Source organism: Salinimicrobium tongyeongense, assembly GCF_026109735.1.
Lineage (GTDB): Bacteria > Bacteroidota > Bacteroidia > Flavobacteriales > Flavobacteriaceae > Salinimicrobium > Salinimicrobium tongyeongense.
Genome location: NZ_CP069620.1, coordinates 3,099,415 through 3,125,504 on the forward strand (window position 1 = coordinate 3,099,415; position 26,090 = coordinate 3,125,504).

At 42.1% G+C, this 26,090-nt stretch carries 28 protein-coding genes; 22 read left to right on the top strand and 6 right to left on the bottom strand.

Annotated elements, in window-relative coordinates; genetic code table 11:
* Nucleotides 1-128 precede the first annotated feature (128 nt).
* Nucleotides 129-713: an RNA polymerase sigma factor gene (locus JRG66_RS13800; protein WP_265163344.1), complete on the top strand. Its 585-nt coding sequence runs from the start codon at nt 129-131 to the stop codon at nt 711-713.
* 213 nt (nt 714-926) lie between these two features.
* Here JRG66_RS13800 and JRG66_RS13805 read toward each other — a convergent pair whose 3' ends face one another.
* The gene (locus tag JRG66_RS13805) at nt 927-1,589 is read right to left on the bottom strand and encodes an endonuclease III domain-containing protein (RefSeq protein WP_265163345.1); all 663 of its coding nucleotides are present in this window, start codon (nt 1,587-1,589) and stop codon (nt 927-929) included.
* 32 nt (nt 1,590-1,621) lie between these two features.
* Here JRG66_RS13805 and bcp point away from each other — a divergent pair, with 32 nt between their 5' ends.
* Nucleotides 1,622-2,071, top strand: a complete 450-nt coding sequence (gene bcp / locus JRG66_RS13810) for a thioredoxin-dependent thiol peroxidase (RefSeq protein ID WP_265163346.1) — start codon at nt 1,622-1,624, stop codon at nt 2,069-2,071.
* A 40-nt stretch (nt 2,072-2,111) separates the two neighbouring features.
* On the opposite strand, the gene JRG66_RS13815 is transcribed toward bcp, so the two are convergent.
* The 5 genes from JRG66_RS13815 to porX form a co-directional block, all read right to left on the bottom strand.
* Nucleotides 2,112-2,486, bottom strand: a complete 375-nt coding sequence (locus JRG66_RS13815) for a hypothetical protein (RefSeq protein WP_265163347.1) — start codon at nt 2,484-2,486, stop codon at nt 2,112-2,114.
* Between the two features lie 6 nt (nt 2,487-2,492).
* A complete protein-coding gene (locus tag JRG66_RS13820; protein WP_265163348.1) occupies nt 2,493-3,692 on the bottom strand; it encodes an alanine dehydrogenase in 1,200 nt (399 codons plus the stop codon).
* Between the two features lie 51 nt (nt 3,693-3,743).
* Complete coding sequence (locus JRG66_RS13825; protein ID WP_265163349.1) at nt 3,744-4,337, bottom strand: hypothetical protein; 594 nt, start codon at nt 4,335-4,337, stop codon at nt 3,744-3,746.
* Between the two features lie 363 nt (nt 4,338-4,700).
* Nucleotides 4,701-5,105 (bottom strand): tRNA (adenosine(37)-N6)-threonylcarbamoyltransferase complex ATPase subunit type 1 TsaE, encoded by a 405-nt coding sequence (gene tsaE, locus JRG66_RS13830; RefSeq protein WP_265163350.1) that lies wholly within the window; start codon nt 5,103-5,105, stop codon nt 4,701-4,703.
* Nucleotides 5,106-5,150: 45 nt separating this feature from the next.
* The gene (gene porX / locus JRG66_RS13835; RefSeq protein WP_265163351.1) at nt 5,151-6,701 is read right to left on the bottom strand and encodes a T9SS response regulator signal transducer PorX; all 1,551 of its coding nucleotides are present in this window, start codon (nt 6,699-6,701) and stop codon (nt 5,151-5,153) included.
* Nucleotides 6,702-6,740: 39 nt separating this feature from the next.
* Here porX and JRG66_RS13840 point away from each other — a divergent pair, with 39 nt between their 5' ends.
* From JRG66_RS13840 to hisIE, 20 genes are all read left to right on the top strand, one after another.
* A complete protein-coding gene (locus JRG66_RS13840; RefSeq protein WP_265163352.1) occupies nt 6,741-7,970 on the top strand; it encodes an HD domain-containing protein in 1,230 nt (409 codons plus the stop codon).
* 24 nt (nt 7,971-7,994) lie between these two features.
* Complete coding sequence (gene lpxD / locus JRG66_RS13845) at nt 7,995-9,023, top strand: UDP-3-O-(3-hydroxymyristoyl)glucosamine N-acyltransferase (protein ID WP_265163353.1); 1,029 nt, start codon at nt 7,995-7,997, stop codon at nt 9,021-9,023.
* On the top strand, nt 9,016-10,404 hold the full coding sequence (locus JRG66_RS13850; RefSeq protein ID WP_265163354.1) for a bifunctional UDP-3-O-[3-hydroxymyristoyl] N-acetylglucosamine deacetylase/3-hydroxyacyl-ACP dehydratase: 1,389 nt from the start codon (nt 9,016-9,018) through the stop codon (nt 10,402-10,404). The genes lpxD and JRG66_RS13850 overlap by 8 nt, the downstream gene beginning before the upstream one ends.
* Nucleotides 10,405-10,409: 5 nt before the next feature.
* Entirely contained in the window at nt 10,410-11,195 is a 786-nt protein-coding gene (gene lpxA / locus JRG66_RS13855; protein ID WP_265163355.1) for an acyl-ACP--UDP-N-acetylglucosamine O-acyltransferase, read from the top strand.
* Between the two features lie 12 nt (nt 11,196-11,207).
* Nucleotides 11,208-11,774, top strand: a complete 567-nt coding sequence (efp, locus tag JRG66_RS13860; protein ID WP_265163356.1) for an elongation factor P — start codon at nt 11,208-11,210, stop codon at nt 11,772-11,774.
* Between the two features lie 62 nt (nt 11,775-11,836).
* The gene (locus tag JRG66_RS13865; protein ID WP_265163357.1) at nt 11,837-12,769 is read left to right on the top strand and encodes a UDP-3-O-(3-hydroxymyristoyl)glucosamine N-acyltransferase; all 933 of its coding nucleotides are present in this window, start codon (nt 11,837-11,839) and stop codon (nt 12,767-12,769) included.
* 1 nt (nt 12,770) lies between these two features.
* A complete protein-coding gene (locus JRG66_RS13870) occupies nt 12,771-13,181 on the top strand; it encodes a nuclear transport factor 2 family protein (RefSeq protein WP_265163358.1) in 411 nt (136 codons plus the stop codon).
* A 64-nt stretch (nt 13,182-13,245) separates the two neighbouring features.
* Complete coding sequence (gene sucD / locus JRG66_RS13875) at nt 13,246-14,118, top strand: succinate--CoA ligase subunit alpha (RefSeq protein WP_265163359.1); 873 nt, start codon at nt 13,246-13,248, stop codon at nt 14,116-14,118.
* A gap of 138 nt (nt 14,119-14,256) precedes the next feature.
* Complete coding sequence (fabG, locus tag JRG66_RS13880; protein ID WP_265163360.1) at nt 14,257-15,003, top strand: 3-oxoacyl-[acyl-carrier-protein] reductase; 747 nt, start codon at nt 14,257-14,259, stop codon at nt 15,001-15,003.
* A gap of 126 nt (nt 15,004-15,129) precedes the next feature.
* On the top strand, nt 15,130-17,160 hold the full coding sequence (locus tag JRG66_RS13885) for a VWA domain-containing protein (protein WP_265163361.1): 2,031 nt from the start codon (nt 15,130-15,132) through the stop codon (nt 17,158-17,160).
* Between the two features lie 20 nt (nt 17,161-17,180).
* Nucleotides 17,181-17,996, top strand: coding sequence for a prohibitin family protein (locus JRG66_RS13890; RefSeq protein ID WP_265163362.1), 816 nt, complete (start codon nt 17,181-17,183; stop codon nt 17,994-17,996).
* A 211-nt stretch (nt 17,997-18,207) separates the two neighbouring features.
* Nucleotides 18,208-19,065, top strand: a complete 858-nt coding sequence (gene hisG, locus JRG66_RS13895; RefSeq protein ID WP_265163363.1) for an ATP phosphoribosyltransferase — start codon at nt 18,208-18,210, stop codon at nt 19,063-19,065.
* Nucleotides 19,066-19,076: 11 nt separating this feature from the next.
* Nucleotides 19,077-20,375 carry a histidinol dehydrogenase gene (gene hisD, locus JRG66_RS13900; RefSeq protein ID WP_265163364.1) on the top strand — a complete coding sequence of 433 codons (1,299 nt, stop codon included), beginning with the start codon at nt 19,077-19,079 and terminating at the stop codon, nt 20,373-20,375.
* Nucleotides 20,368-21,420: a histidinol-phosphate transaminase gene (gene hisC, locus JRG66_RS13905; protein ID WP_265163365.1), complete on the top strand. Its 1,053-nt coding sequence runs from the start codon at nt 20,368-20,370 to the stop codon at nt 21,418-21,420. Before hisD ends, hisC begins: the two co-directional genes overlap by 8 nt.
* A complete protein-coding gene (gene hisB, locus JRG66_RS13910) occupies nt 21,417-22,553 on the top strand; it encodes a bifunctional histidinol-phosphatase/imidazoleglycerol-phosphate dehydratase HisB (protein WP_265163366.1) in 1,137 nt (378 codons plus the stop codon). Before hisC ends, hisB begins: the two co-directional genes overlap by 4 nt.
* Nucleotides 22,554-22,595: 42 nt before the next feature.
* A complete protein-coding gene (hisH, locus tag JRG66_RS13915) occupies nt 22,596-23,189 on the top strand; it encodes an imidazole glycerol phosphate synthase subunit HisH (RefSeq protein WP_265163367.1) in 594 nt (197 codons plus the stop codon).
* 62 nt (nt 23,190-23,251) lie between these two features.
* Nucleotides 23,252-23,608: a four helix bundle protein gene (locus JRG66_RS13920; protein ID WP_265163369.1), complete on the top strand. Its 357-nt coding sequence runs from the start codon at nt 23,252-23,254 to the stop codon at nt 23,606-23,608.
* 36 nt (nt 23,609-23,644) lie between these two features.
* Nucleotides 23,645-24,364 carry a 1-(5-phosphoribosyl)-5-[(5-phosphoribosylamino)methylideneamino]imidazole-4-carboxamide isomerase gene (hisA, locus tag JRG66_RS13925; RefSeq protein ID WP_265163370.1) on the top strand — a complete coding sequence of 240 codons (720 nt, stop codon included), beginning with the start codon at nt 23,645-23,647 and terminating at the stop codon, nt 24,362-24,364.
* A 154-nt stretch (nt 24,365-24,518) separates the two neighbouring features.
* Nucleotides 24,519-25,274: an imidazole glycerol phosphate synthase subunit HisF gene (gene hisF, locus JRG66_RS13930; protein ID WP_265163371.1), complete on the top strand. Its 756-nt coding sequence runs from the start codon at nt 24,519-24,521 to the stop codon at nt 25,272-25,274.
* A gap of 192 nt (nt 25,275-25,466) precedes the next feature.
* Nucleotides 25,467-26,069 (top strand): bifunctional phosphoribosyl-AMP cyclohydrolase/phosphoribosyl-ATP diphosphatase HisIE, encoded by a 603-nt coding sequence (gene hisIE / locus JRG66_RS13935; RefSeq protein ID WP_265163372.1) that lies wholly within the window; start codon nt 25,467-25,469, stop codon nt 26,067-26,069.
* The last annotated feature ends 21 nt before the right edge of the window (nt 26,070-26,090 follow it).

Genomic DNA, 26,090 nt, shown 5'->3' on the forward strand with positions numbered 1-26,090 from the left:
CTTTAGTGAAAATTTTCCTTTTATATTTGCCATTATAATTTAAAACTATTTTGCCTATTGCATAAAGTTACTTTGAACTTGTATTAACTAACCCCAGGCCACCCCAACAGCCTGAAAAAGTAACTCTTATGGATAACACCGAGGCAAATGACGCTTTTCTCGTGAAGCGCTATATGGAAGGAGATGAACAATCCCTTTCAATTCTTATAAATCGTCACCAACAACGTATTTACAGTTTTATCTTTTCAAAAGTCTTTGATAAGGATGTTGCTGAAGATATTTTTCAGGATACTTTTATTAAAGTGATCAAAACTCTGAAGAGGGGGAAATACAATGAAGAAGGAAAATTCCTTCCGTGGGTGATGCGTATTGCACATAATTTGGTGATAGACCATTTCAGAAAAAATAAAAGAATGCCCAAGTTTGAGAATAGTGGCGACTTTAATATTTTCTCGGTACTTTGTGATTCGGGGTTAAATGCCGAAAAACAGATTATAAAAGACCAGATTGAAGCAGATGTTCAGGAGTTGATCAAGGAACTTCCGCAAGATCAGCTTGAGGTGCTGGTGATGAGGATTTACAAGGACATGAGCTTTAAAGAAATTTCTGAAAGAACCGGGGTAAGTATCAACACGGCACTGGGAAGAATGAGGTATGCTCTTATAAACCTTCGAAAAGTCATTGAAAAACACAATTTAGTTTTAACTAACTAATTAGCACAATAAGATTAAAGACTGGCCGTTATTAGGTTATAACCTTAAATGACCAATAATGGCGAAACTTTACTCTCGAAAAAAATTGAAAACAATGACCCCAAAAAAGGAAACCATAAGCTTCCTTTTAAGCTACTCCAAGGCTTTAAGAATAAACACTTATAAGAACCTGGAATTTGAATCAATTTTAAATTGATTAACAAGAAAGATCTGCTAACGGCGGATCTTTTTTTTGTGATATGCTTCCAGGACTGTTTTGCGGCCTATGGTTTTGGTGATGATGTCTTTTTCAAGGTCCCATCCTCTTGCCGGGGAATACTCCCTGCCGTACCAAATGATTTGCAGGTGAAGTTCATTCCATAATTCCTTCGGAAAAAGGCGTTTTGCGTCTTTCTCTGTCTGTACCACATTTTTTCCGTTAGATAAGTTCCACCTGTACATGAGTCGGTGAATGTGAGTATCTACAGGAAAAGCAGGGATGTTAAATGCCTGAGAGACCACTACGCTGGCGGTTTTATGCCCAACTGCCGGCAGCTCTTCCAGGGCGGCTATATCGGCTGGGACTTCTCCTTGATACTTATCAATAAGAATCTGTGAAAGGCCGTAAATTCCTTTGGCTTTCATGGGAGACAGGCCTACAGGTTTAATGATCTCCCTTATCTCTTCTTCGGAAAGTTTTACCATCGCATATGGATTGTCGGCCCTGGCGAAAAGAAGTGGAGTGATTTGATTGACCCTTACATCGGTGCTCTGCGCTGAAAGTAGTACGGCAATTAATAAAGTATAAGGATCTTTATGGTCTAAAGGAACTGGGATATTAGGATAAATATCTGCTAAAGTGTCTATGACGAACTGAACTTTTTCCTGCTTGGTCATTAATGTGTAACTTTGAAACAAAAGTACTAATTATGACAACACTTCAACCAGGCGATAAAGCACCTAATTTTTCAGCGACCGACCAGGAAGGAAAAAAACATACTTTAGAAGATTATAAAGGAAAAAAACTGGTTATTTTCTTTTATCCTAAAGCCAGCACTCCGGGTTGTACTGCCGAGGCCTGTAACTTAAGGGACAATTATGAAGCTTTTCAGGCTCAGGGCTATGAAATATTGGGCGTGAGTGCCGATTCTCCCAAACGCCAGCAGAACTTCAAAGAGAAGAACAGCCTGCCTTTCCCATTGCTGGCAGATGAAGGTAAAGAAGTCATTAATGCGTTTAAAGTTTGGGGGCCAAAGAAATTTATGGGAAAAGAATATGACGGAATTCACCGTACCACCTTTGTTATTGATGAGGAGGGAGTGATTTCAGATGTTATATCTAAAGTAAAAACCAAAGAGCACGCAGGGCAAATCCTTTAACTGATAAAGGTTTAATGGATAAGGAATAACATAATGCAGGTTATTCTTTCTTCCAGATCTTCTGAAGGGTAGCAATGGAATCGCAGTTCTCAAACAGCAATTCCAAATAGCCTGAATCCACAGTTCCGGTAACCAGGTAGGTTTTACAGGAATCGAGATCGGTATTGCTGCGGCTAAAGTCGACATCTCCCTTATTAAGCACCTTTGTGATAGAGGCTGTATCTATTTGCAGCCTCTCAATCTCATTTATGGCTTCCCGGGAATAAGCCCTTTCTTTTATCCGAATGTTTTTTAAAACACGCGCGTCGGGCCCATAGGCGCAGGAAGTTTTTTTTCCACTTAGAAAAAAAGCAAGTATGATCAATCCTATGGCAAAACCTCCGAGGTAATAACCGAGTCTGTGAATAAATTTCATGGAGAATTAAAAAATAAGCAGGTTGATATCCCGGTAGGAAAGATCAAACCATTCAGCAATAGATTTGTTGGTTAATATTCCGTGGTAAAAGTACAAACCATTTCGCAGACCTCTGTCAAACCTCAAAGTATTTTCAAGGCCACCCTGTTCGGCGATATGCAAGAGGTAAGGGGTGAAGATATTACTTATAGAAAGAGAAGCTGTTCTGGCATATCGGGAAGGGATATTGGGGACACAGTAATGAACCACTCCGTTCTTTACAAATGTAGGTTTGTCATGAGTGGTGATCTCACTGGTTTCAAAGCAACCTCCCATATCTATGCTTACATCAATAACAACGGCACCTTTTTTCATGTGCTCTACCATGGTTTCGGAAACCAAAATAGGGGAGCGGTTCTTTCCTCTAACGGCACCTATTACCACATCACTTCTCTTTAAAGCCTTGATAAGGTTTTTGGGCTGAATGGTAGAAGTGTGCAGGGGCCTCCCAAGATTTGCCTGAACGGTGCGCAACCTGGTAAGGGAGTTATCGAAGATCTTGACATTTGCACCCAGTCCGAGTGCCGATCGGGCGGCGAATTCGCCTACCGTACCAGCTCCAAGAATGGTAACTTCAATAGGTGGCACCCCGCTAATATTCCCGAACATTAGCCCGTTGCCAGCAGGATTATTGCTCATGATCTCAGATGCGATAAGAATAGAAGCCGTACCGGCAATTTCACTAAGAGCCCGAACGGCCGGATATGAGCCATCGTCATCTTTGATGAATTCAAAAGCCAGGGCCGTAATTCTTTTGGAAGCCAGCTTCTGGAAGTAATCTTTCTTCTGGGTTTTAAGCTGAAGTGCAGAAATGATGGTGGTCTGCGGATTCACCATATCCAGTTCCTCCAGGGTAGGAGGTTCTACTTTTAGGATCATGGGGCACGAAAAGACCTTTTTTGTGTCTTTGGTGATCTCAGCTCCGGCTTCAGAATAATCTTTGTCGCTGAATTTTGCGCCTTCCCCTGCATTTGATTCTATGAGTACCCTGTGGCCATGAGCTGTCATTGCAGCAACGGCATCGGGGCTAAGGCAAACCCTTTTTTCCTGATAAGCATTTTCTTTAGGGATGCCAATAAATAACTGGCCTTTATGCTTATAGACTTCCAGGGTTTCTTCCTGCGGAATAAGTTGTTCCCTGGTAAAGGGAGATAGCTGCTCTGTCATAATCTGTTGGTCACAAAGATAAAATTACGACATTTTTGTGGAGTGAGAGAATTAGAGTTTAACGTAATACTCTTCCTGAATTTCCCCATCGTTTGAAGTATCTTCTCTAAAAGATCTTATTTCTTCATATTCTTTATCTGAAAAAGGAGAAAAAGGGGATATATTTTCACGCTCTATCTCTGTTAAGTCAATACCATAAATACGATCAAAAACTTTAATTCTAATGAGGTAGACTAATGAGAGGATTAAAATAAAAAAAGGTGCGAGATATACAAGTTGATTAGTATCGGCAAAAAATTGTTCATGGAGATATACATCATCGTATACTACTGCAACTAACTGAAAAGAATACATTCCAATTGGAACTAATATAACATGATACCACCAGTGTTTACAAGTAAAAAACCAGATTAAAAGTAAAATGAGAGGAGTAATTTTACCTAAATAAGTCCACGCAGCGGTTAAAACATCCTGATAGTATTTACTCTCATAGGTAAAAAAAGAAGTTTCCCAAACGGGGCCGTTTGGGAAAATTTCATATAGATAAAAAATATAAGGTGAAAATGCTATAATTATGGCTATAATACTACCCGTGAGTAGGAACCCGGATGAGCCTTTTGTCGACAGCGGTTTTCTTGACTTCATTTTTATTGTCGTTATCTGTGTTGGAAGTTACAAAGAAAGTTGCTCCAAAGATAGATACGGCTAGGAAAAGGGCTTTAATTTTCATGATATAGTTTTTTTAAGGTTGTGTGTGTTTCGATTTGTTGATACAAACCTAGAAAAAACTAAACCGCTAATAATTAGTGCATTATTCGTACTTTTGCCGCCTTTTTGAAAGAAAATTCTTCAAACTTTTAAAATATTAGATTCTAAACAATCCAGTTAAAATAATTATTAATTCGGTTAATTACTACAATATAATACAGATCTGTTAATCAAACCTTAAATGCGAAAGAAAATTCTTACACAGGTCTGTTTTTAATCACGTGTAAATTTTGAGCTAAATTAACAAAACTTTAACTTTCTTAAATCATTTTCCAGTATTAAAATCTCCAATTTTTGGTGTCCTTCTTCTATGAAATTTTGAATTTTTTGAGGCCATTCAATAAAATTCCAGTTGCCAGATTCAAGATATTCCTCAAAACCCATGTCCCAGGCTTCAGATTCATCATTGATTCGGTAAAAATCAAAATGATTTACCGTTCCGTTTTCTGTTTCATATACATTTACGAGGGAAAAAGTTGGGCTACTGCCAGTATCTACGGCGCCCAGGGCTTTGAGAAGCGCCTTTATTAATGTTGTCTTACCTGCCCCCATTTCTCCATAGAACAACAGGGTCTTGCTTCCGGATTTTTCCAGAAGTTTTCGTGCAACAGTATCAATTTCAGACAGAAGGTAGGTTACTTCCATTCAAAAGTATTATGATTTGGGACTGTAAAGATAGTTAATTTATTGTTACCTAGGAGATAAGACGCAAAATGGTATGATCATTTCTTCCATAGAAACCCCTCCGTGCTGAAAAGTATTTCTGTAATAGCTTACATAATGGTTATAATTATTAGGATAAGCAAAGAAAAGGTCGCCCTTAGCAAAAATAAAAGAGCTGCTCATATTAATAGCTGGTAGGTGAATGCTCTTGGGGTTAGGTGCAGCCAAAACATCCTTTTCTTCATATGTAAGGCTTTTTCCGGTTTTGTACCGCAGGTTAAGACTGGTTTGTTTGTCGCCTATAACTTTAGATGGATTTTTCACATTAATAGTTCCGTGATCTGTCGTCATTATTAATTTGAACCCCAGGTTTTGTGCCTGCTGTATGATTTCCAGAAGGGGGGAATTCCTGAACCAGCTTTGAGTGAGCGACCGGTATGATTTGTTGGTGGAGGCTAATTCTTTAATGACTTCCATTTCAGTTTTTGAATGGGAGAGCATGTCTACAAAGTTGTAAACTACCACAGTAAGGTCATTTTCTTTCTGGCTTTTAAAGTTCTCTACCAGTTTTTTTCCGGCCTTAAGGCTGCTTATTTTGTGGTACTCATGTTTAACGTTGCTGCCCAGTCTCTTTAGCTGTGCCTGAAGGAATTCGGCTTCGTGAAGGTTTTTTCCGCCTTCGTCTGTATCATTTTTCCAGAGATCGGGGTGGAGCTTCTCCATTTCACTGGGCATAAGCCCCGAAAAGATTGCATTGCGTGCATACTGGGTTGCTGTAGGCAAAATGCTGTAAAATGGTATTTCCAACTCCTTTTTATAGTAATTATTTACCACCAGTTCAAACGCCCGCCATTGGTCATACCTTAAATTATCAATTACCACCAGTAGCGTGGGCTGGTCTTTGCTTAGCTCGGGAAGTATTTTTTCTTTGAACAGAGTATGTGACATGGTAGGGGCATCGGCATTCTTTTCAAACCAGCCGGGATAGTTTTTGTCAATAAACTTGCAGAATTGAAGGTTTGCTTCGGTTTTTTGGGATTCCAGGATCTCAAACATGCCGGTATCTTCAATATTTTCAAGTTCCAGTTCCCAGTAAATGAGTTTTTGGTACAATTCTGCCCAGCCTTCAAAAGAATTGATCATAGCCATATCCATTGCAATCTTTCTAAACTCCTGCTGATAACTGGAAGTGGTTTTTTCAGAAATCAACCGGGAATGATCAAGGTTTTTTTTGATGCTAAGGAGTATCTGGTTTGGGTTTACAGGTTTTATGAGGTAATCTGCTATTTTTGAGCCTATAGCTTCTTCCATAATATATTCTTCCTCACTCTTGGTGATCATCACTACCGGCACGTTCGCCTGTTTTTCCTTTATTTCTGAAAGCGTTTCCAGCCCAGATAATCCAGGCATATTTTCATCCAGAAAGACTATATCAAAATTCTCTTTTTCAATTTCCTCTAAAGCTTCGGTCCCGCTTTGGCAGGTGTAGACTTTGTAGTTTTTGCTTTCAAGAAAAAGAATGTGAGGCTTAAGCAGGTCGATCTCATCGTCTACCCATAATATTTTGATATCGTTCATATATGTATCTTTGTTGAGATTAATATTAAAGGACAAGATTTGCTTCCAGGAAACAAACTCAAAATTTTAAACGATCCAATTTACGGATTTATTACCATTCCCAATGAGCTCCTTTTTGATATCATGGAGCACAAATATTTCCAGAGACTGCGGCGTATTTCTCAAATGGGTTTGTCATACCTGGTGTATCCCGGCGCACACCACACTCGTTTTCATCATGCCCTGGGTTGCCTTCATTTGATGCAAAAAGCGGTGAGGGTGTTGAGGCTGAAGGGGGTAGAGATCTCTTCGGAAGAGGAGGAGGCACTGCAAATCGCCATCCTGCTTCACGATATTGGCCACGGACCTTTCTCTCACGCCATGGAGCACAGCATAGTTGAAGGGGTGAGCCATGAGACTATTTCGTTCCTTTTCATGGAAGAAATGAACCGGAAGTTTAACCAAAGATTAACTATGGCTATAGAGATTTTCCGCGGAAAATATCCCCGAAAGTTTCTTTGCCAGTTAATTTCGAGTCAGATGGATATGGATCGCCTTGACTACCTGAAGCGCGATAGTTTTTACACCGGGGTGGCCGAAGGGAACATCAATAGCGAAAGGCTCATTAGTATGCTAACCGTGGTTGATAATGAGCTGATGGTTGAAGAAAAAGGGATCTATTCTATTGAGAAGTTCCTGCTTGCGCGCCGCCTCATGTACTGGCAGGTGTATCTGCACAAAACCGGCGTGGTGGCCGAGCAGTTGTTAATAAGGGTGCTTCAGCGGGCGAAAGAACTTGTTCAGTCGGGGCGCACTTTATTTGCGAGCACTGCGCTCACTTACTTTTTAAAACAACAGGTCACGGCCGAAAATTTTTCCGAAGAAATCTTACAGGTCTTTGCGAGACTTGATGATTACGATATACTTTCGGCAATGAAAGAATGGGCGAATGATGAAGATTTTGTATTGAGCAGCTTATGTCAAATGATCATTAACCGGGATCTTTTAAAGATCAAGCTGAAGAAAAAACCGGTTTCTGAAGAAAAAGTGGAACGCCAGCTTCAAAAAGTGATGTCGCGCTTTGAAATAAGCCGGGAAGAAGCAGCGTATTTTGTGTTTAGCGGAGACATTAGCAACCTGGCCTATAAAAGGGAAGATGAGAAGATTCATATCCTCTTTAAAAGTGGAAAAATAACCGATGTTATCAAGGCTTCAGACCATTTTAACCTTAAGGCACTTTCCCGGCCGGTGACCAAATTTTATATCTGTTATCCAAAACCAAAAGATTAACTCATTTTTTTTATTTTTGCCAGAATGAAGTTTACAGCAACTCAAATAGCAGGAATACTCGGGGGCGAGGTAGTAGGAGATCCCGGGGCAGAGGTTGACAGGCTTGCAAAGATCGAGGAAGGGACTGCAGGTTCCATCACGTTTTTAGCCAACCCTAAATACACTTCTTTTATTTATTCCACCAGGGCCACTATTACCATAGTTAGTGAAAATTTTCAAGCAGAGGAGGGGCTTTCTACCACTCTTATTAAGGTGAAAGATCCTTATACTGCTTTTTCAAAACTTTTGGAATACTACAATCAGGTGAAACTGAACAAATCTGGGATAGAGCAGCCAAGCTTTATTTCTGAATCTGTTAGTTACGGGGAAAACCTCTATCTGGGGGCCTTTTCATACCTAGGCGAGCAAGTGAAAATTGGAAATAATGTCAAGATCTTTCCCAACTCTTACATTGGAGACAATGTTCAGATTGGAGACAACGTCACGATCTTTCCGGGGGCTAAGGTTTATTCTGAAACCATAATCGGGAATAACTGTGTGCTGCATGGCGGGGTGGTTATTGGAGCCGATGGTTTCGGCTTTTCACCAGATGCTGATGGCGTGTACTCAAAAGTGCCACAAATAGGCAACGTTATTATAGAAGATAATGTAGATATTGGTGCCGGTACCACCATAGACAGGGCTACCCTGGGGTCTACCATCATAAGAAAAGGCGTGAAGCTGGATAATCAAATCCAGATCGCCCATAATGTTGAAATTGGAGAAAACACAGCTATAGCTGCCCAAACCGGCATTGCTGGTTCTTCAAAAATTGGAAAAAACTGCCTTATTGGTGGGCAGGTTGGTATTGTAGGGCACCTGCAAATTGGAGACCGGGTGAAGATCCAGGCACAGTCGGGGATTGGCCGCAATATCAAAGACGGGGAAATGATTCAGGGTTCCCCGGCATTTGGCTATAGTGAATACAATAAAGCCTACGTACATTTTAAGAATTTACCCAAAATAGAAGACCGCTTAACCAAATTAGAAAAAAAACAAACAGATAATGGCTAAACAACGCACCATAAGTAAAGAAGTTTCTTTACAGGGAGTGGGGCTTCACACAGGTAATGAAGTCACTCTTACATTTAAACCGGCTCCAAACAATACCGGTTTCTGTTTTGTAAGAACAGATCTTGAAGGGAATCCTATGGTGGAAGCCGATGTTAATTATGTGGTTAACACTCAAAGGGGCACCAACCTTGAAAAGGACGGGGTAACTATACAAACTTCAGAACACGTGCTCGCAGCCTGTGTGGGTCTTGAAATAGACAATATCTTTATTGAGCTCAATGCTGCTGAACCTCCTATTATGGATGGTTCTTCAAAGTTCTTTATCGAAGCCCTTCAGGAAGCCGGTATCGAAGAACAGGAGTGTGAAAGGGAAGAGTACGTGGTGACTGATGTGATTCGTTACCACGACGAAAAAACCGGAAGTGAGATCCTTGTGATGCCTGCCGATGATTACCAGGTGACTACCATGGTAGATTTTGGTACTAAAGTGCTTGGTACTCAAAACGCTTCTCTTCAGAAGTTATCCGATTTTAAATCTGAAATTTCAAATGCGCGAACTTTCAGTTTCTTACATGAAATTGAGACCCTATTGGAGCATGGGCTCATAAAAGGAGGGGATCTTAACAATGCCATTGTTTATGTAGACAAGGAGCTAAGCCCCGAGACTATGGATAAACTAAGGGTGGCTTTCAAAAAAGACAATATCGCAGTCAAACCTAACGGGATTCTTGATAACCTTACGCTGCATTATCCAAATGAAGCGGCCAGGCATAAACTCCTGGATGTGATAGGAGACCTGGCTTTGGTGGGAACGCGTATACGTGGAAAAGTAATTGCCAACAAACCCGGGCATTACGTGAACACCCAGTTTGCTAAAAAGCTTTCTAAAATCATCAAAGCCGAAAAGCGGAACAATGTTCCAAAATATGATCTTGACAAAGAGCCTTTGATGGACGTTAATGAGATCATGAACATACTCCCTCACCGCCCTCCGTTTATTCTGGTAGACAAGATCATAGAATTGACCCGAGATACTGTGGTGGGTGTCAAAAATGTCACTATGAACGAACCTTTTTTTGTAGGGCATTTCCCGGGGAAACCTGTTATGCCGGGCGTGCTGCAGGTAGAGGCTATGGCGCAAACCGGCGGGATTTTGGCACTAAAATCTGTGCCCGATCCAGAAAATTACCTCACTTTCTTTATGAAGATCGATAATGTAAAATTCAAAAGACAGGTAGTGCCGGGTGATACACTCATTTTTAAATTGGAACTACTGGCGCCAATAAGAAGAGGAATATGCCAAATGCAGGGATATGCTTATGCTAACGGCAAGCTCGTGACAGAAGCCATTTTAATGGCTCAAATTGTAAAACAAAAATAAAAACTATGAATCAACCCTTAGCATACGTTCATCCCGGAGCCAAGATTGCAAAGAATGTGGTGATTGAGCCTTTTACCACCATCCACAACAACGTGGTTATAGGTGAAGGTACCTGGATAGGATCGAATGTTACTATTATGGAAGGGGCGAGGATCGGAAAGAACTGTAATATTTTTCCCGGTGCCGTTATTTCTGCTGTTCCTCAGGACAAAAAATTTAATGACGAAGATACACTTACCGAAATTGGCGATAATACCACAATTAGGGAATGTGTGACCATTAACCGTGGTACAACCGACAGGATGAAGACCAAGATTGGCAGTAATTGCTGGATCATGGCTTACTGTCACATTGCGCACGACTGTGTGGTGGGAGACAACTGTATTTTTTCCAATAACAGTACTCTGGCCGGTCACATTAATGTGGGCGATTATGTGGTGCTTGCAGGTATGGCTGCTATTCAGCAGTTCTGCAGCATAGGGAGTCACGCCTTTGTAACCGGTGGTTCATTGGTGCGTAAGGATGTTCCTCCCTTCGTAAAAGCGGGTAGGGAGCCCTTGTCTTACGTGGGGGTGAACTCAATAGGCCTGAGACGCCGTGGTTTTTCTACGGAAAAGATCAGGGAGATCCAGGATATTTACCGAATCCTCTATCAAAAGAACTACAACAATACCCAGGCAGTGGCCATCATCGAAGCCGAAATGGAAGCAACTTCCGAAAGAGATGATATTTTAGAATTTATCAAAAATTCCCAGCGCGGAATCATGAAAGGATATATTAGTACAAATTAATAAGTCGCAAAAATGGCAAGTACAAGTGATATTAGAAACGGGTTGTGCATAAGATACAACCACGATATCTTCAAAATTATTGAATTCCTTCACGTAAAGCCCGGTAAAGGTCCTGCTTTCGTAAGAACAAAACTAAAAAGTGTGACTACCGGAAAGGTGATTGAAAATACCTTTTCTGCAGGTCACAAGATTGATGACGTTAGGGTAGAAACCCATAAGTTCCAGTTCCTTTATAACGACGGGGAATTCTACCACTTCATGAATACCGAAGATTACACCCAGATTCGCCTTACGGAAAATGCACTGGATGCACCGGGGCTTCTTAAAGAAGGGGAAGTGGTTACGATCCTGATTAACACCGAAGATCAAATGCCGCTTTCTGTAGAGATGCCTGCAAGTGTGATTCTTGAAGTAACCCATACAGAGCCCGGAGTAAAAGGGAACACTGCAACCAACGCTACCAAGCCTGCGACAGTAGAGACTGGTGCCGAAGTTAACGTTCCGCTTTTTATCAATGAAGGGGATAAGATCAAGATCGAAACCGAAAAAGGAACCTATAAGGAAAGAATAAAGGAGTAGTTTTCTGTAGTCAGGAAATCTCAAATCTAAAATCTCACATCTCACATCTCATATCTAATTAAATGAAGTTTCCCCAACAGCACACCCTTGAGCAGATCGCTACCATTATTTCTTCGGAATTTGTGGGGCCGGCAGATTTTCCGGTTTTGGGAATGAATGAGATCCATGTGGTAACACCGGGAGATATTGTGTTTGTAGATCATCCCAAGTACTACGATAAAGCCCTGAATTCCGCAGCTACCGTTGTGCTTATTAATAAAGAAGTGGAATGTCCTGAAGGAAAGGCTTTATTGATTTCAGATGATCCCTTCAGGGATTTCAATAAGCTTACCAGGTACTTTAAGCCTTTTGAAAAGGCTACTTCAAACCTGGCTGCTTCCGCAGAAGTGGGAGAAGGAAGTGTGATACAACCGGGCGCGTTTGTGGGGAACAATGTGAAAATTGGTAAGAACTGTCTTATTCATGCCAACGTAAGTATTTACGATAACACTATTATTGGAGATAATGTTACCATACATTCAGGTAGCGTTTTAGGGGGAGATGCTTTTTACTACAAGAAACGTCCCGAAGGTTACGATAAACTTATATCGGGTGGCAGAGTGGTGATCAAAGACAACGTGGATATTGGTGCTAATTGCACTATAGACAAAGGTGTGACCGGTGACACCACCATTGGTAAGGGAACCAAGCTTGATAACTTAATCCAGGTGGGGCACGATACGGTAATTGGAGAAAACTGCCTTATCGCTTCGCAGGTGGGCATTGCCGGCGCAGTGGTTATTGAAGATGATGTAACCGTTTGGGGGCAGGTTGGCTTCCGAAGCGGGATTGTAGTTAAAAAAGGCGGTGTAATGATGGGGCAGGCCGGGATCACAAAATCAACTAAAGAAAATACCGTATATTCGGGAAATCCGGCAATGGAGTCTCGCGAGTGGCTTAAAGAGTTGGCACTTTTGCGCCGATTGCCTAAATTGATGGAAAAAATAAACGGTTGATATGAGCTTAACACCTAAAGATTGCGTTGCGAAATTCTATTCATCAGATTTTTACAAAAATCCTGAATCTGTAAAAGATTACCTTCATCCCGAAGCACAACTGTTCTGGAACAGTAGCGCCGGCTTCCATAAGTTGGGTTATTCAGAAATAGCCGGCATGTCTAAGGAACTTTCTCAATCTTTTGATCATCTGCGGGCCGATATTAGTCACCTCCTAAGCGATGGGGATACGGTTACCATCCGCTTTACTTATTATGTGAGAACTGTAGAGAACCCCGATGAAGAACTTCCTATGGCTCATTTTATTTCTATTTGGGAATGTAAGGACGGGAAAATGTACAAAGGCCATCAAATCAGTCAGCAGGCAGATGACAGCCCTGAGAATCTGGATTCTTTCCTTCCAATTAATTAATAAAACCCTTTAGGTTTCTTTTATAAAAACCTAATTTTGCAACTGAAAAATCAAATAATCAACTATGAGCGTTTTAGTCAATAAAGATTCAAAAATAATTGTACAAGGATTTACCGGAAGTGAAGGTACTTTTCACGCCGGCCAGATGATCGAGTATGGAACGAATGTGGTAGGTGGTGTTACCCCCGGAAAAGGAGGTCAAAAACATCTTGAAAAGCCTGTTTTTAACACCGTTTCTGATGCTGTTAAAGAAACAGGGGCCGACGTTTCAATTATTTTTGTGCCACCGGCTTTTGCAGCCGATGCCATTATGGAAGCAGCAGACGCAGGTATCAAGGTAATCATCACGATCACCGAAGGTATCCCGGTTGCCGATATGATTAAAGCTGCCGATTATATTAAAGATAAAGATTGTCGTCTTGTAGGTCCAAACTGTCCCGGAGTGATCACTCCGGGAGAAGCCAAAGTGGGAATCATGCCCGGTTTCGTATTCAAAAAAGGTAAAGTTGGGATCGTTTCAAAATCGGGAACCCTTACTTATGAAGCTGCCGATCAGGTGGTAAAACAGGGGCTTGGAATTACTACTGCCATCGGGATTGGGGGAGATCCAATTATTGGGACCACTACAAAAGAGGCTGTAGAGCTATTAATGAACGACGATGAGACTGAATGTATCGTAATGATTGGGGAAATTGGCGGTCAGCTTGAAGCCGATGCCGCAAGATGGGTGAAAGAGAACGGCAACAAGAAGCCAGTTGTTGGTTTTATAGCCGGAGAAACTGCGCCAAAAGGAAGAACAATGGGGCACGCCGGCGCAATTGTAGGCGGAAGTGAAGATACAGCACAGGCTAAAAAAGCCATTTTAAGAGAGAATGGAATCCATGTGGTTGATTCTCCTGCCGAAATTGGCAAGAAAGTTAAAGAAGTGATGGGATAATTATTTCCCGCTTAAAGATCATTAAAAACCTCCGTAACTTGTCAAAAAAGGCAGTTTTCGGAGGTTTTTTAGTCCCCACCACTTCTTTTGTTATATTTGAAAGAAATTAATCCACACCAGGAAAACAGATAATTAATCATGAAATTATTAGAAGGAAAAAATGCTATCATTACCGGTGCCAGTAGAGGGATTGGTAAAGGAATAGCCGAGGTTTTTGCAAAACACGGTGCCAATGTCGCTTTTACTTACAGTTCTTCTGCCGAAGCTGCCATCCAGCTCGAGAAAGAACTTCAGGAACTGGGCATAAAAGCAAAAGGTTATAAGTCAAATGCAGCCGACTTCAAAGAGGCTGAAGAACTTGTGAAAAACGTTCTTGAAGATTTCGGAAGCATAGATGTACTCGTAAATAATGCCGGTATTACCAAAGACAATCTCCTTATGCGAATGAGCGAAGAAGACTTTGACAAAGTAATTGATGTCAACCTTAAATCTGTATTTAATATGACCAAAGCTGTGCAGCGCAGCATGCTTAAACAGCGCCAGGGAAGCATCATCAACATGAGTAGTGTGGTTGGGGTAAAAGGAAATGCCGGGCAGGCAAACTATGCCGCTTCAAAAGCCGGAATGATTGGCTTCTCTAAATCCATGGCCCTTGAACTTGGTTCCCGAAACATCAGGACCAACGTTATCGCCCCGGGTTTCATTGAGACTGAAATGACAGGAAAACTCGACGAAAAAACTGTAGAGGGCTGGAGAGAGGCTATTCCTTTAAAAAGAGGCGGAACACCCGAAGATATTGCAAATACCTGTGTTTTCCTCGCCAGTGACCTGAGTGCCTACATTACAGGCCAGGTTATAAATGTAGATGGCGGAATGCTTACCTAAATTTTATATTGAATATTGAATATTTAATATTAAGGCTGCTTAAAAAGGGCATTTTTGGGAATGAACTTTTAAGCAGCCTTTTTCTCTTGGCATTATTTGCGTACTTTTCTTTCTCTAAACTATTAAATGCCGGTTTCAACATTTTTACTTATTCTCCTTTCTTTTGTGCTTGCTTTGGTAGTGGCGCTGTTCCAGTATTTCTACAAAACAAAAAAGCGGGGTGCCAAAAATGCCATTTTTGGAGGCCTTCGTTTTCTGGCCACCTTTGCACTTCTGGTGTTGCTTATCAATCCAAAGATGAACAGTACCCGGTATTATACTGAAAAACCTGCTTTGGTACTCGCTGTAGATAATTCCTCTTCCATCGCAACTTTTGGAGCAGGAGAAGAGGTCAGGAATTTTGCTGAAGCTATCCGCGGCGACCGGGAATTGCAGGAAAATTTTGACATTGTGTTTTTTTCCTTCGGAAAAGAACTTGAACAGAGCGATTCGCTCTCCTTTGATGCCCCGCAAACCAATCTTCCTGCCGTTTTCAATGGCCTTTCGGCACTTTATGAAAAGCAGGTGGCCCCAACCCTGCTTATTACTGACGGAAATCAGACTTTAGGCGAAGAAATGGCTTTTGTGGCCGCGCGTTACCGGCAGCCCGTACTTCCGGTGGTGGTGGGCGATACGCTGAATTATGAGGATTTGGGGATTTCCAGGATCAACGTTAATAAATATGCCTTTTTGAACAACCGATTTCCGGTGGAGATCATACTGAATTACTCCGGAAAATCTTCCGCAGCGACAAAACTGGAAATTCTGGAAGGAAGTTCAGTGCTGCATTCAGAGCAGCTTTCATTTTCGCCTCAAGATAATTCCGAAGTAATAAGAGTTGAGCTTATGGCAGGTGCCGTGGGGGTTCATAATTACAGCGTGCGGCTCCAGGCTGTTGATGCTGAGAAAAACCTGCTCAACAATACCCGCGAATTTGCAGTGGAAGTTATTGATGAACGCACAAAAGTGCTTATTGCTTATTCGATTCTACACCCCGATTTGGGGGCGCTGCAAAACGCCATTGAATCTAACCGGCAAAGGGAAGTGGAGCTGAAACCTATTGCTGAAGTTGAAGATGCAAAAGAATACCAGCTTGTCATCCTGTACCAGCCCGATGCGCGATTTAAAACTTTAATGGACCTGCTCCAGTCCCAAAACCAAAATTATTTCCTCATCACAGGCCCAGAAACAGACTGGAATTTCCTGAACCGCCAGCAGGATCTTTTTGACCAGGAGCTTACCGGTCAGTCAGAAGAATTCTTTCCCATTTGGAGTGAGAACTTCAAAGCTTTTCAGACTGAAGATATCGGGTATCAGGATTTTCCGCCGCTTAAAGGCAATTTCGGAGATTTTAATGCTCCTGAAAATCTTGATGTGCTGTTGTACAGAGAGGTCCAGGGCCTGGAAACAGATGTTCCTTTAATGGGCGTGGGTGCTGCCGGAAATTCTAAAGTTGCTTATATTTTTGGAGCTGACATTTGGCGCTGGCGAAGCCTGGTGTTTCGGAAAACCGGCTCTTTTGAGAAGTTTGATGAGCTTATTGGAAAGATGGTGCAGTTACTGGCATCAAAAGGCAGGCAGGACAGGTTGCTGGTGCAGTATGAGCCTTTGTACAATGGCAGTGAAGAAGTTGTAATTTCGGCAGATTACTTTGATCAAAGTTTCATTTTTGATCCCCGTGCACGGCTTGAAATTGCCCTGGAAAATCAACAAACAAATGAGCAGCGACAAATCCCCTTACTGCTTAAAGGCAATTCTTATAAGGTAGATTTGAGCAGTCTTCCTGCCGGAGATTACAATTTCAGCGTTCGGGAAACTACCGGGGGCTTAGCCCGCTCTGGCAGTTTCAGGATCCTCGATTTTGATGTAGAGCAACAATTTGGCAGGGCAAACCTGGAAAAGCTGCGGCAAATTGCAGATCAAAAAGGGGAACAGCTTTATTTTCTTCAGGATTTTGAACAGCTAAAGCAGGATTTATTATCGAACGATTCTTACGCTACAATTCAAAAAAGCCGTGAAAAGGACGTATCTTTGATCGACTGGAAATACCTGCTGGGGATCATTGTTTTAGCGCTTGGCGCAGAGTGGTTCCTAAGGAAGTATTACGGCCTTATTTAAATTCTTATTATTTATTACTTATGGACAGATTGCCCAAAATTGGCCTGCCAATTCTCTTTGCAGGAATTATCTTAATTATTCTCGTTGCCAAATCTACAGTCACTATCAACTCGGGTGAAGCAGGAGTGCTTTATCAAACCTTTGGTGGTGGGGTGGTAACAGATGAACCCCCGCTTGGTGAAGGATTTCACTTTGTAGCTCCGTGGAACAAGATCTTTGTTTATGAAGTGCGTCAACAGTCTTTGGATGAAAAAATGCAGGTTCTTTCTTCAAATGGTCTGGAAATTAAACTGGATGCCTCCATTTGGTTTCAGCCAGATTATGAAGATCTGGGCTCGCTGCATAAAGAAAGAGGTGAGGCTTACGTGCAAAGGGTGTTGCAACCCGCAGTGCGCTCTGCAGCCCGTGCTGTAGTTGGTAGATATAATCCTGAACAGCTTTACGCAAGTAAAAGAGAGGCTATACAGCAGGAGATCTTTGAAGAGACTCAAAAACTACTTAAAGATCAATATGTGCAAATTAATGAAGTTCTTGTGAGGGATGTTTCTTTACCCTCAACCATAAAAGAGGCTATTGAACGTAAACTGCGCCAGGAACAGGAATCTCTCGAATATGAATTCCGGTTGACAAAAGCCGAACAGGAAGCCGAAAGACAGAGAATTGACGCCGAAGGTAAAGCCCGTGCAAACAGAATTCTCGATGCTTCGTTGACACCTTTGGTATTGCGCGAAAAAGGGATTCAGGCAACTTTAGAGCTTGCCAAATCTCCAAATGCGAAGGTTGTGGTTGTAGGTTCGGGAGAAGATGGAATGCCGCTAATTCTAGGAGGTAATTAATTTTTTACATTTTATTTCCTGAAATTGAAATAAAAATTTATTTTTGTCTCACATAATGAAAGCAAAACAACTACATCATCATCATTCTCATTCATTCGCTCTTGCGAGGTGAGATTGGTATGTGTATAACTCATATTTCAAAAACCCGTTTGAGCAGCTCAAACGGGTTTTTTTATTCCCTTTGGTCTGCCTGAACATAAAAACAACCAAAATGAACAGAATTAGAATAGCAGTACAAAAATCGGGTAGGTTACACGATGATTCTTTAAAGCTCCTTAAAGACGCGGGAATTTCGGTAGATAATGGCAGGGAGCAGCTCAAAGCGGCTTCGGGGAATTTTCCTCTTGAAGTTTTTTATCTGCGCAACGGCGACATTCCGCAGTACCTTAGAGATGGGGTGGTAGATGCCGCAATCATTGGCGAGAATGTGCTGGTAGAAAAAGGAGAAGACATCATCATGGCAGAAAAGCTGGGATTTTCAAAATGCCGTGTTTCCCTGGCCGTGCCAAAATCGGTGAAATATTCAGGGATTGAAGATCTGCAGGGAGCAAAAATTGCCACTTCTTACCCCAATACCGTTAAAGAATACCTCTCAAAAAAGGGAATTACAGCCGATCTTCACATCATCAACGGCTCGGTTGAAATTGCTCCCAACATAGGCCTGGCCGATGCAATTTGCGATATAGTTTCCAGCGGAAGCACCCTTTTTAAGAACAATCTCAAGGAAGTGGAAGTGATGCTGAAAAGTGAAGCAGTACTGGCAGTTTCTCCGCGAATTGATTCGGAAAGAGAGGAGGTTTTAAAGAAATTGCAGTTCAGGATCAAATCTGTTCTACGGGCCCGAAATTCAAAATATATTTTAATGAATGTGCCCAATTCAAAACTCGATGCCGTGATCAAATTGTTGCCGGGAATGAGAAGCCCAACGGTACTTCCCCTGGCCGAAGAGGGCTGGAGTTCACTGCACACGGTGATTTCAGAAGAAAGGTTCTGGGAAGTGATAGATGAATTAAAGCAAAACGGTGCCGAAGGTATACTTGTTGCACCCATTGAAAAAATGGTACTCTAAAAACCGTAAAAATGAAGAAATTTTTTGATCCCCAAAGACAGGAATGGGAAGCAATATTAGAGCGCCCCACTAAGACTGTAGAAGATATTGAGCAGGTTGTAGAACAAATTTTCAGGGAAGTAAAAGCTGGTGGCGATGCCGCGGTAAAGAATTATTCCCGGATTTTTGACGGCTTTAATTCTGATAATTTTGAGGTGGCTTCGGAAGAAATCGCGAATGCTTCAGCCGGCCTTTCTGAAGAACTTAAAACCGCCATTGGCCTTGCCAAAGAAAATATCCGGAAGTTTCACGCTGCGCAGAAGACAGGAAGGGTGACAGTAGAAACTGTTTCCGGAGTGGAATGCTGGCAGGAAAAACGCTCAATTCAAAAAGTGGGCTTGTACATTCCGGGAGGCTCTGCGCCTTTGTTTTCCACTATTTTGATGCTTGCCGTACCTGCGCAAATTGCTGGCTGTAAAGAAGTAATTTTGTGTACTCCGCCGGCAAAAGACGGTTCTGTGAACCCAGCGATACTTTACGCAGCCCAAGTCTGCGGTATTCAGAAAATATATAAAGTGGGCGGGATCCAGGCGATCGCGGCAATGACTTTTGGTACAGAAAGTATTGAAAAGGTCTATAAGATCTTTGGCCCCGGAAACCAATATGTTACGGTTGCCAAACAGCTGGCCACCAAATACAATGTTGCCATAGATATGCCTGCGGGACCGTCGGAGTTACTTGTAGTTGCCGATGACACTGCCGATGCTGCTTTCGTAGCGTCCGATTTGCTGTCGCAGGCCGAACACGGTGCCGATAGTCAGGTGGTGCTTGTTTCCCTTTCAAAAGAGCTTCTGGAGCAGGTGGCTTCAGAAATTGAGAAGCAACTGGAAGAACTTCCGCGGAAGGAAATTGCCCGGGCAGCCATTGCACACTCCCGGTTCATTTACATGAGTTCTTCGGAAAAAGCCCTTGAACTTATCGATAAATATGCGCCCGAACATTTCATTATTTGTACCTCGAATCCTGATTTTTTTGTGGACGGGATCAATAACGCCGGTTCTGTATTTATTGGCAACTATACGCCCGAAAGTGCGGGGGATTATGCTTCGGGTACCAATCACACGCTTCCAACCAATGGCTATGCCAGGCAGTACAGCGGCGTAAACCTCGACAGTTTTACCAAGGCCATTACTTTCCAAAAGATCTCTTCGGAAGGTATCCAAACCATTGGGCCTGCCATAGAATTAATGGCAGAGGCTGAAGGTTTACAGGCGCACAAAAATGCGGTGGCTTTAAGGTTGAAGAAATTAAAAACTCTGAACAATGAATAGCAGTTTTAACCTGGAAAAATTGGTGCGTCCAAATGTGCTAAAGATGAAACCCTATTCTTCGGCACGCGACGAATACAAAACTGACGGCCGAAAAATGACATTTTTGGATGCCAATGAAAACCCGTTTGAAAATGGTGTGAACCGCTATCCCGATCCGCAGCAGGGAAAGCTGAAGGCAGTGCTGGCCTCTCAAAAAGGGGTTTCTGCGAGTAAAATTCTGCTGGGCAACGGCAGCGACGAGGTACTGGATTTGATCTTTCGGGCCTTTTGCAGGCCGCAGGTAGATAACGTGATCACCCTGCCGCCAACTTATGGCATGTACAAGGTATTGGCGGGGCTGAATGAAATTGAAGACAGGGAAGTGGTGCTAAAAAGCAATTTTCAGCCCGATCTTGCAGCCATTCTTGAACAAGTTGATGAACATACCAAAATTATCTTCCTGTGCTCACCCAACAACCCCACCGGGAATTCATTTTCCGAAGCTTCCGTAGAGAAAATCCTGAAGAATTTTAACGGACTTGTAGTTATTGATGAGGCGTACATAGATTTTTCAGCCGAAGAGAGCTGGCTTCAGCGGCTGGAAGGATTTCCAAACCTGGTGATCACGCAAACGCTTTCCAAAGCTTATGGCCTGGCGGGAATAAGGCTAGGGATTTGCTATGCTTCCGAAGAAATTATCAACCTGCTCAACAAGATCAAACCTCCGTACAACGTAAACGAGCTCACGCAGCAAAGAGCCCTGGACCGGCTTTCAAAACCTGAAGAGGTGAACCGCGAGGTGCAACTTATTCTTCAGGAAAGGGAGTTACTGCAGGATAACCTCTCAAAAATGGCATTTGTAAAGGAAATTTTTCCGTCAGATGCTAACTTTCTGCTGGTGAGGGTAGAGGATGCCACAGCGAAATACCGCCAATTACTGGAAGCCGGTGTGGTGGTGCGCAACCGAAGCAGTCAGCAGTTATGCGAGAACACTTTGAGGTTTACCGTGGGCACTCCCGAAGAAAATCAGGAATTATTAAAGAAATTAAGGCAATTAGAAGCATGAAAAAAGTATTATTTATAGATCGTGACGGCACACTGGTTCTTGAGCCCGAAGATTATCAACTCGATCATTTTGAAAAACTGGAGTTTTTTCCTGAAGTTTTTCAGTATCTGCCAAGGATAGTAAAAGAACTTGATTACGAGCTGGTGATGGTCACCAATCAGGATGGTTTGGGAACAAATTCTTTCCCGGAAGACACCTTTTGGCCGGTGCAGAATTTTATTTTGAAAGCGTTTGAGAATGAAGGAGTGAAATTTTCAGAAATAGTGATTGACCGCACTTTTCCTGAAGATAATGCACCCACCCGAAAACCCGGCACCGGACTCCTAAAAGCCTATTTTGATACTGAAAAATATGATCTGGAAAATTCATTTGTATTGGGGGACAGGCTAACCGATATGGAGCTGGCAAAAAACCTGGGCGCCAAAGGAATTTTTATCACGGGTCATGAAGAATTGGGAAGTGCTGAAATTTCAGTAAAAAAAGATGAGCTGAAAAAGTTTATTCGGCTGGAAACCAGTTCATGGAAAGATATTTACAGCTTTTTAAAGCTGGAAGAACGCACGGCCTGCATTAGCAGGAAAACCAATGAAACCGATATTTCTATCGCCATAAACCTGGACGGTACCGGGAAAAGCAAGATCGACACCGGAATTAAATTCTTTGACCACATGCTCGATCAGATTGCCCGTCACGGCCAGATGGACCTGGATATTGCTGTAAAAGGCGACCTGGAAGTAGACGAGCACCACACTATAGAAGACACGGCGATTGCTTTGGGCGAGGTTTTTTCGAAAGCCCTCGGAAACAAACTCGGCATTGAGCGTTATGGTTTTGCGTTGCCCATGGATGATTGTTTGGCGCAGGTGGCGATTGACTTTGGCGGAAGAAACTGGCTGGTTTGGGAAGCCGATTTTAAGAGGGAAATGATTGGGGCAATGCCTACGGAGATGTTCTATCACTTCTTTAAATCTTTTACCGATGGTGCTAAAGCCAACCTGAACATCAAAGCTGAGGGCACTAATGAACATCATAAGATAGAGGCAATTTTCAAGGCTTTTGCGAAAGCAATTAAGGTCGCTGTAAAAAGGGATGCTGAAAAGATGATTTTGCCGTCAACAAAAGGAATGCTGTAATTAGACGCTAGACGTTAGATCTTAGACTTTAGATTAAAAGAAATGAAAATAGTAATTATAGATTATGGCGCGGGGAATATACAGAGCATAAAATTTGCTTTGGAGCGGCTGGGCTACACAGGAATCTTGAGCAGTGATGCCGACGAAATAAAGTCGGCAGATAAAGTCATTTTTCCAGGAGTAGGAGAGGCGAGTTCAGCCATGAAAAAGCTGAAGAGCACCGGTCTTGACAAAGTAATTCCGCAGCTGAAGCAGCCGGTGCTGGGAATTTGCCTGGGCATGCAGCTGATGTGCAATCGCTCGGAAGAAGGTGATACCGAAGGCTTGGGGATTTTTGATGTGGATGTAATTCATTTTGAAAAAAACTTGAAGGTGCCGCACATAGGCTGGAACCGGATAAAAGAGCTCAAAAGTGACATTTTTGAGGGGATATCTGAAAATGAGTTTGTATACCTGGTGCACAGTTTTTACGCGCCCATTTGTTCTGAAACCATTGCCAAATGTGACTACGGAGTAAATTATTCTTCGGCGCTACAAAAAAATAATTTTTACGGAGTACAATTTCATCCGGAAAAGAGCAGTGAAGCGGGGGAGAAAATTCTTGAAAACTTTTTAAAGTTAGATTTACGAAGTTAGAAGTACAAAGTGAAGTTAGATTTACGAAGTTAGAAGTACGAAATGAGTATAAAATTAAGTCAATGAAAGATTTAAAATTAAGGACAAAGGAATTTGCTGTTGATTGCTGGAAGTTTTGTCACAAGATTCCTCATTCGCGAGAGTATAATGCGTATGTAAATCAACTCATCAGAAGTTCGAGTTCTGTAGGAGCAAACTACCGGGCAGCTCAGAGGGCAAAGTCAACAGCTGATTTTATTAATAAACTAAAAATTGTTGAGGAAGAAGCAGATGAAAGTATGTATTTTCTTGAGCTTTTTCTTGAAATACTTGATCATGACTTGGAGGAAGTAAAAGCTTTGCATTCTGAAGCGAATGAAATAATTTCTATTGTTGTAGCTTCAATAAATACGGCCAAAAGAAATCAAAAGGAGAGATAGAACTTCTAAACTCTAACTTCTAAAATCTAACTTCAAATGAGGATCATTCCAGCAATAGACATCATCGACGGAAAGTGTGTTCGACTTTCTCAGGGTGATTACAATTCAAAGAAAATATATAATGAGAATCCGCTGGAGGTGGCGAAGCAATTCGAGGATCACGGCATACAATATTTGCACCTGGTGGATCTTGACGGCGCCAAGTCAAAACATATCGTAAATTATAAGGTGCTTGAACAAATAGCTTCGGGAACTGGCCTTCAAGTTGATTTTGGCGGCGGGCTCAAATCGGATAAAGATTTGGAGATCGCCTTTAACAGCGGAGCTTCCCAGGTCACCGGCGGCAGTATTGCGGTTAAAGACCGGGATGTTTTTCTTTCGTGGCTTGAGAAGTACGGCAGTGAAAAGATCATTTTAGGTGCAGATGCGAAAGACGAAAAAGTTGCAGTGAGTGGCTGGTTGGAAGAGTCGGAAGAGGACTTGATTCCTTTTATTCAGAAGTACTTTGAAAATGGAATTCAGTATGTGATCTGCACTGACATCGCTAAAGATGGAATGCTGCAGGGCCCTTCTTTTGGATTATATCAAAAGATACTGCAGGAAATTACCGGCATAAAACTTATCGCTTCGGGAGGAATATCCCTATTTGAAGATCTTCCTAAACTGCAGGAAATAGGTTGCGAAGGAGCAATTTTAGGGAAGGCGATCTATGAAAATAAGATCAGTTTAAAGCAACTGGAAGAGTTTGTTTTATAAATTTAAGCACCAAATTCCAAGCACCAAATTCCAAGAACCAAATTCCAAGCACCAAATTCCAAGCACCAGCACCAAATCTGAAATATTAAAATAAGAGGCAGGATTTGTGAAAAAGAATCTCACGTCTCAAATCTCATATCAATAATTTAAAATAATGCTGACAAAAAGAATAATTCCCTGTCTTGACATTAAAGACGGACGAACGGTAAAAGGGGTTAATTTTGTAAGTCTTCGGGATGCAGGGGATCCGGTGGAGCTGGCAGAGATTTACTCAAAGTCGGGCGCAGATGAGCTGGTTTTCCTGGATATTTCAGCCACCGAAGAGAAAAGAAAAACCCTGGCAGAACTGGTTCGAAAAGTGGCGGCCACCGTAAATATTCCGTTTACTGTTGGCGGCGGAATATCTTCAGTAGAAGATGTGGATGTGCTGCTTCAGAATGGAGCCGATAAAGTGGCGATCAATTCGGCGGCGGTAAAAAATCCGCAGTTGATCAATGAATTGGCAGCAAAATTTGGCAGGCAGTGCATTGTTGTGGCTGTTGATGCCAAGCAGGTAAAAGGAAAATGGCTGGTGCACTTGGTAGGTGGAAAAGTACCGACAGAAATTGACCTTTTTGACTGGGTAAAAGAAGTTGAGGAAAGAGGGGCCGGAGAGATTCTCTTCACTTCCATGGACCACGATGGTACAAAAGCCGGTTTTGCCAATGAAGCCCTGGAGAAAATATCTGAAATGCTGAGTATTCCTGTGATTGCTTCAGGTGGGGCAGGGAATAAAGAGCATTTTTGCGAGGCATTTACAAAAGGGAAAGCCGATGCTGCACTGGCGGCGAGTGTGTTCCACTTTAAAGAGATCGAGATCAGGGATCTTAAGCAGGAAATGAAGAAGCAGGGGATTGAAGTTCGGATTTAGTGATCAGTGTTCGGTGTTCAGTGTTCAGAATGAAATTAAATAAACTCTTTAGAAAAATGAAAGACTGGCGAGTTTCACGCTAAGGCCGCGAAGATCTTCGCAAAGAACGCAGAAAAACATCATTTGGAATTTGGTTATTGGAATTTGGTGCTTCCAATACGAATAGAAATCCTAAAAAAAAAATATATAGAAATGAAAATAGATTTTAGTAAAGATAAAGACGGTTTAGTTCCTGCGATCATTCAGGATGCGGAGACCAGAAATGTTTTGATGCTGGGGTACATGAATGAAGAAGCCCTGGAAAAAACAAAAGAGACCAAAAAAGTGACATTTTTCAGCCGTAGCAAACAGCGACTTTGGACCAAAGGGGAAGAAAGTGGTAATTTTCTTCATTTGATTGACCTGAAGGTGGATTGTGATAATGATACTTTACTCATTTCAGTAAATCCTGAAGGGCCAACCTGCCATACGGGAACCGACACCTGCTGGGGAGAAAATAATACTTCAGAAATGACATTTTTGGCTACTTTGGAAGAGGTGATCGCCGACAGAAGGTCAAATCCTGAAAATGAAAAGAGCTACGTGGCTTCATTGTTCAGAAGCGGAATGAACAAAATTGCCCAAAAAGTGGGAGAGGAGGCTGTTGAAGTTGTTATTGAGGCAAAAGATGAAAATGATGACCTGTTCCTCAATGAAAGTGCCGATCTGCTCTTCCATTATTTAATATTGTTGCAGGCAAAAGGCTACAGGCTTAGCGATGTTACACGTATTTTGAGCTCCAGGCACAGCAAATAAAAAAACAGCCTGTGATTTGAT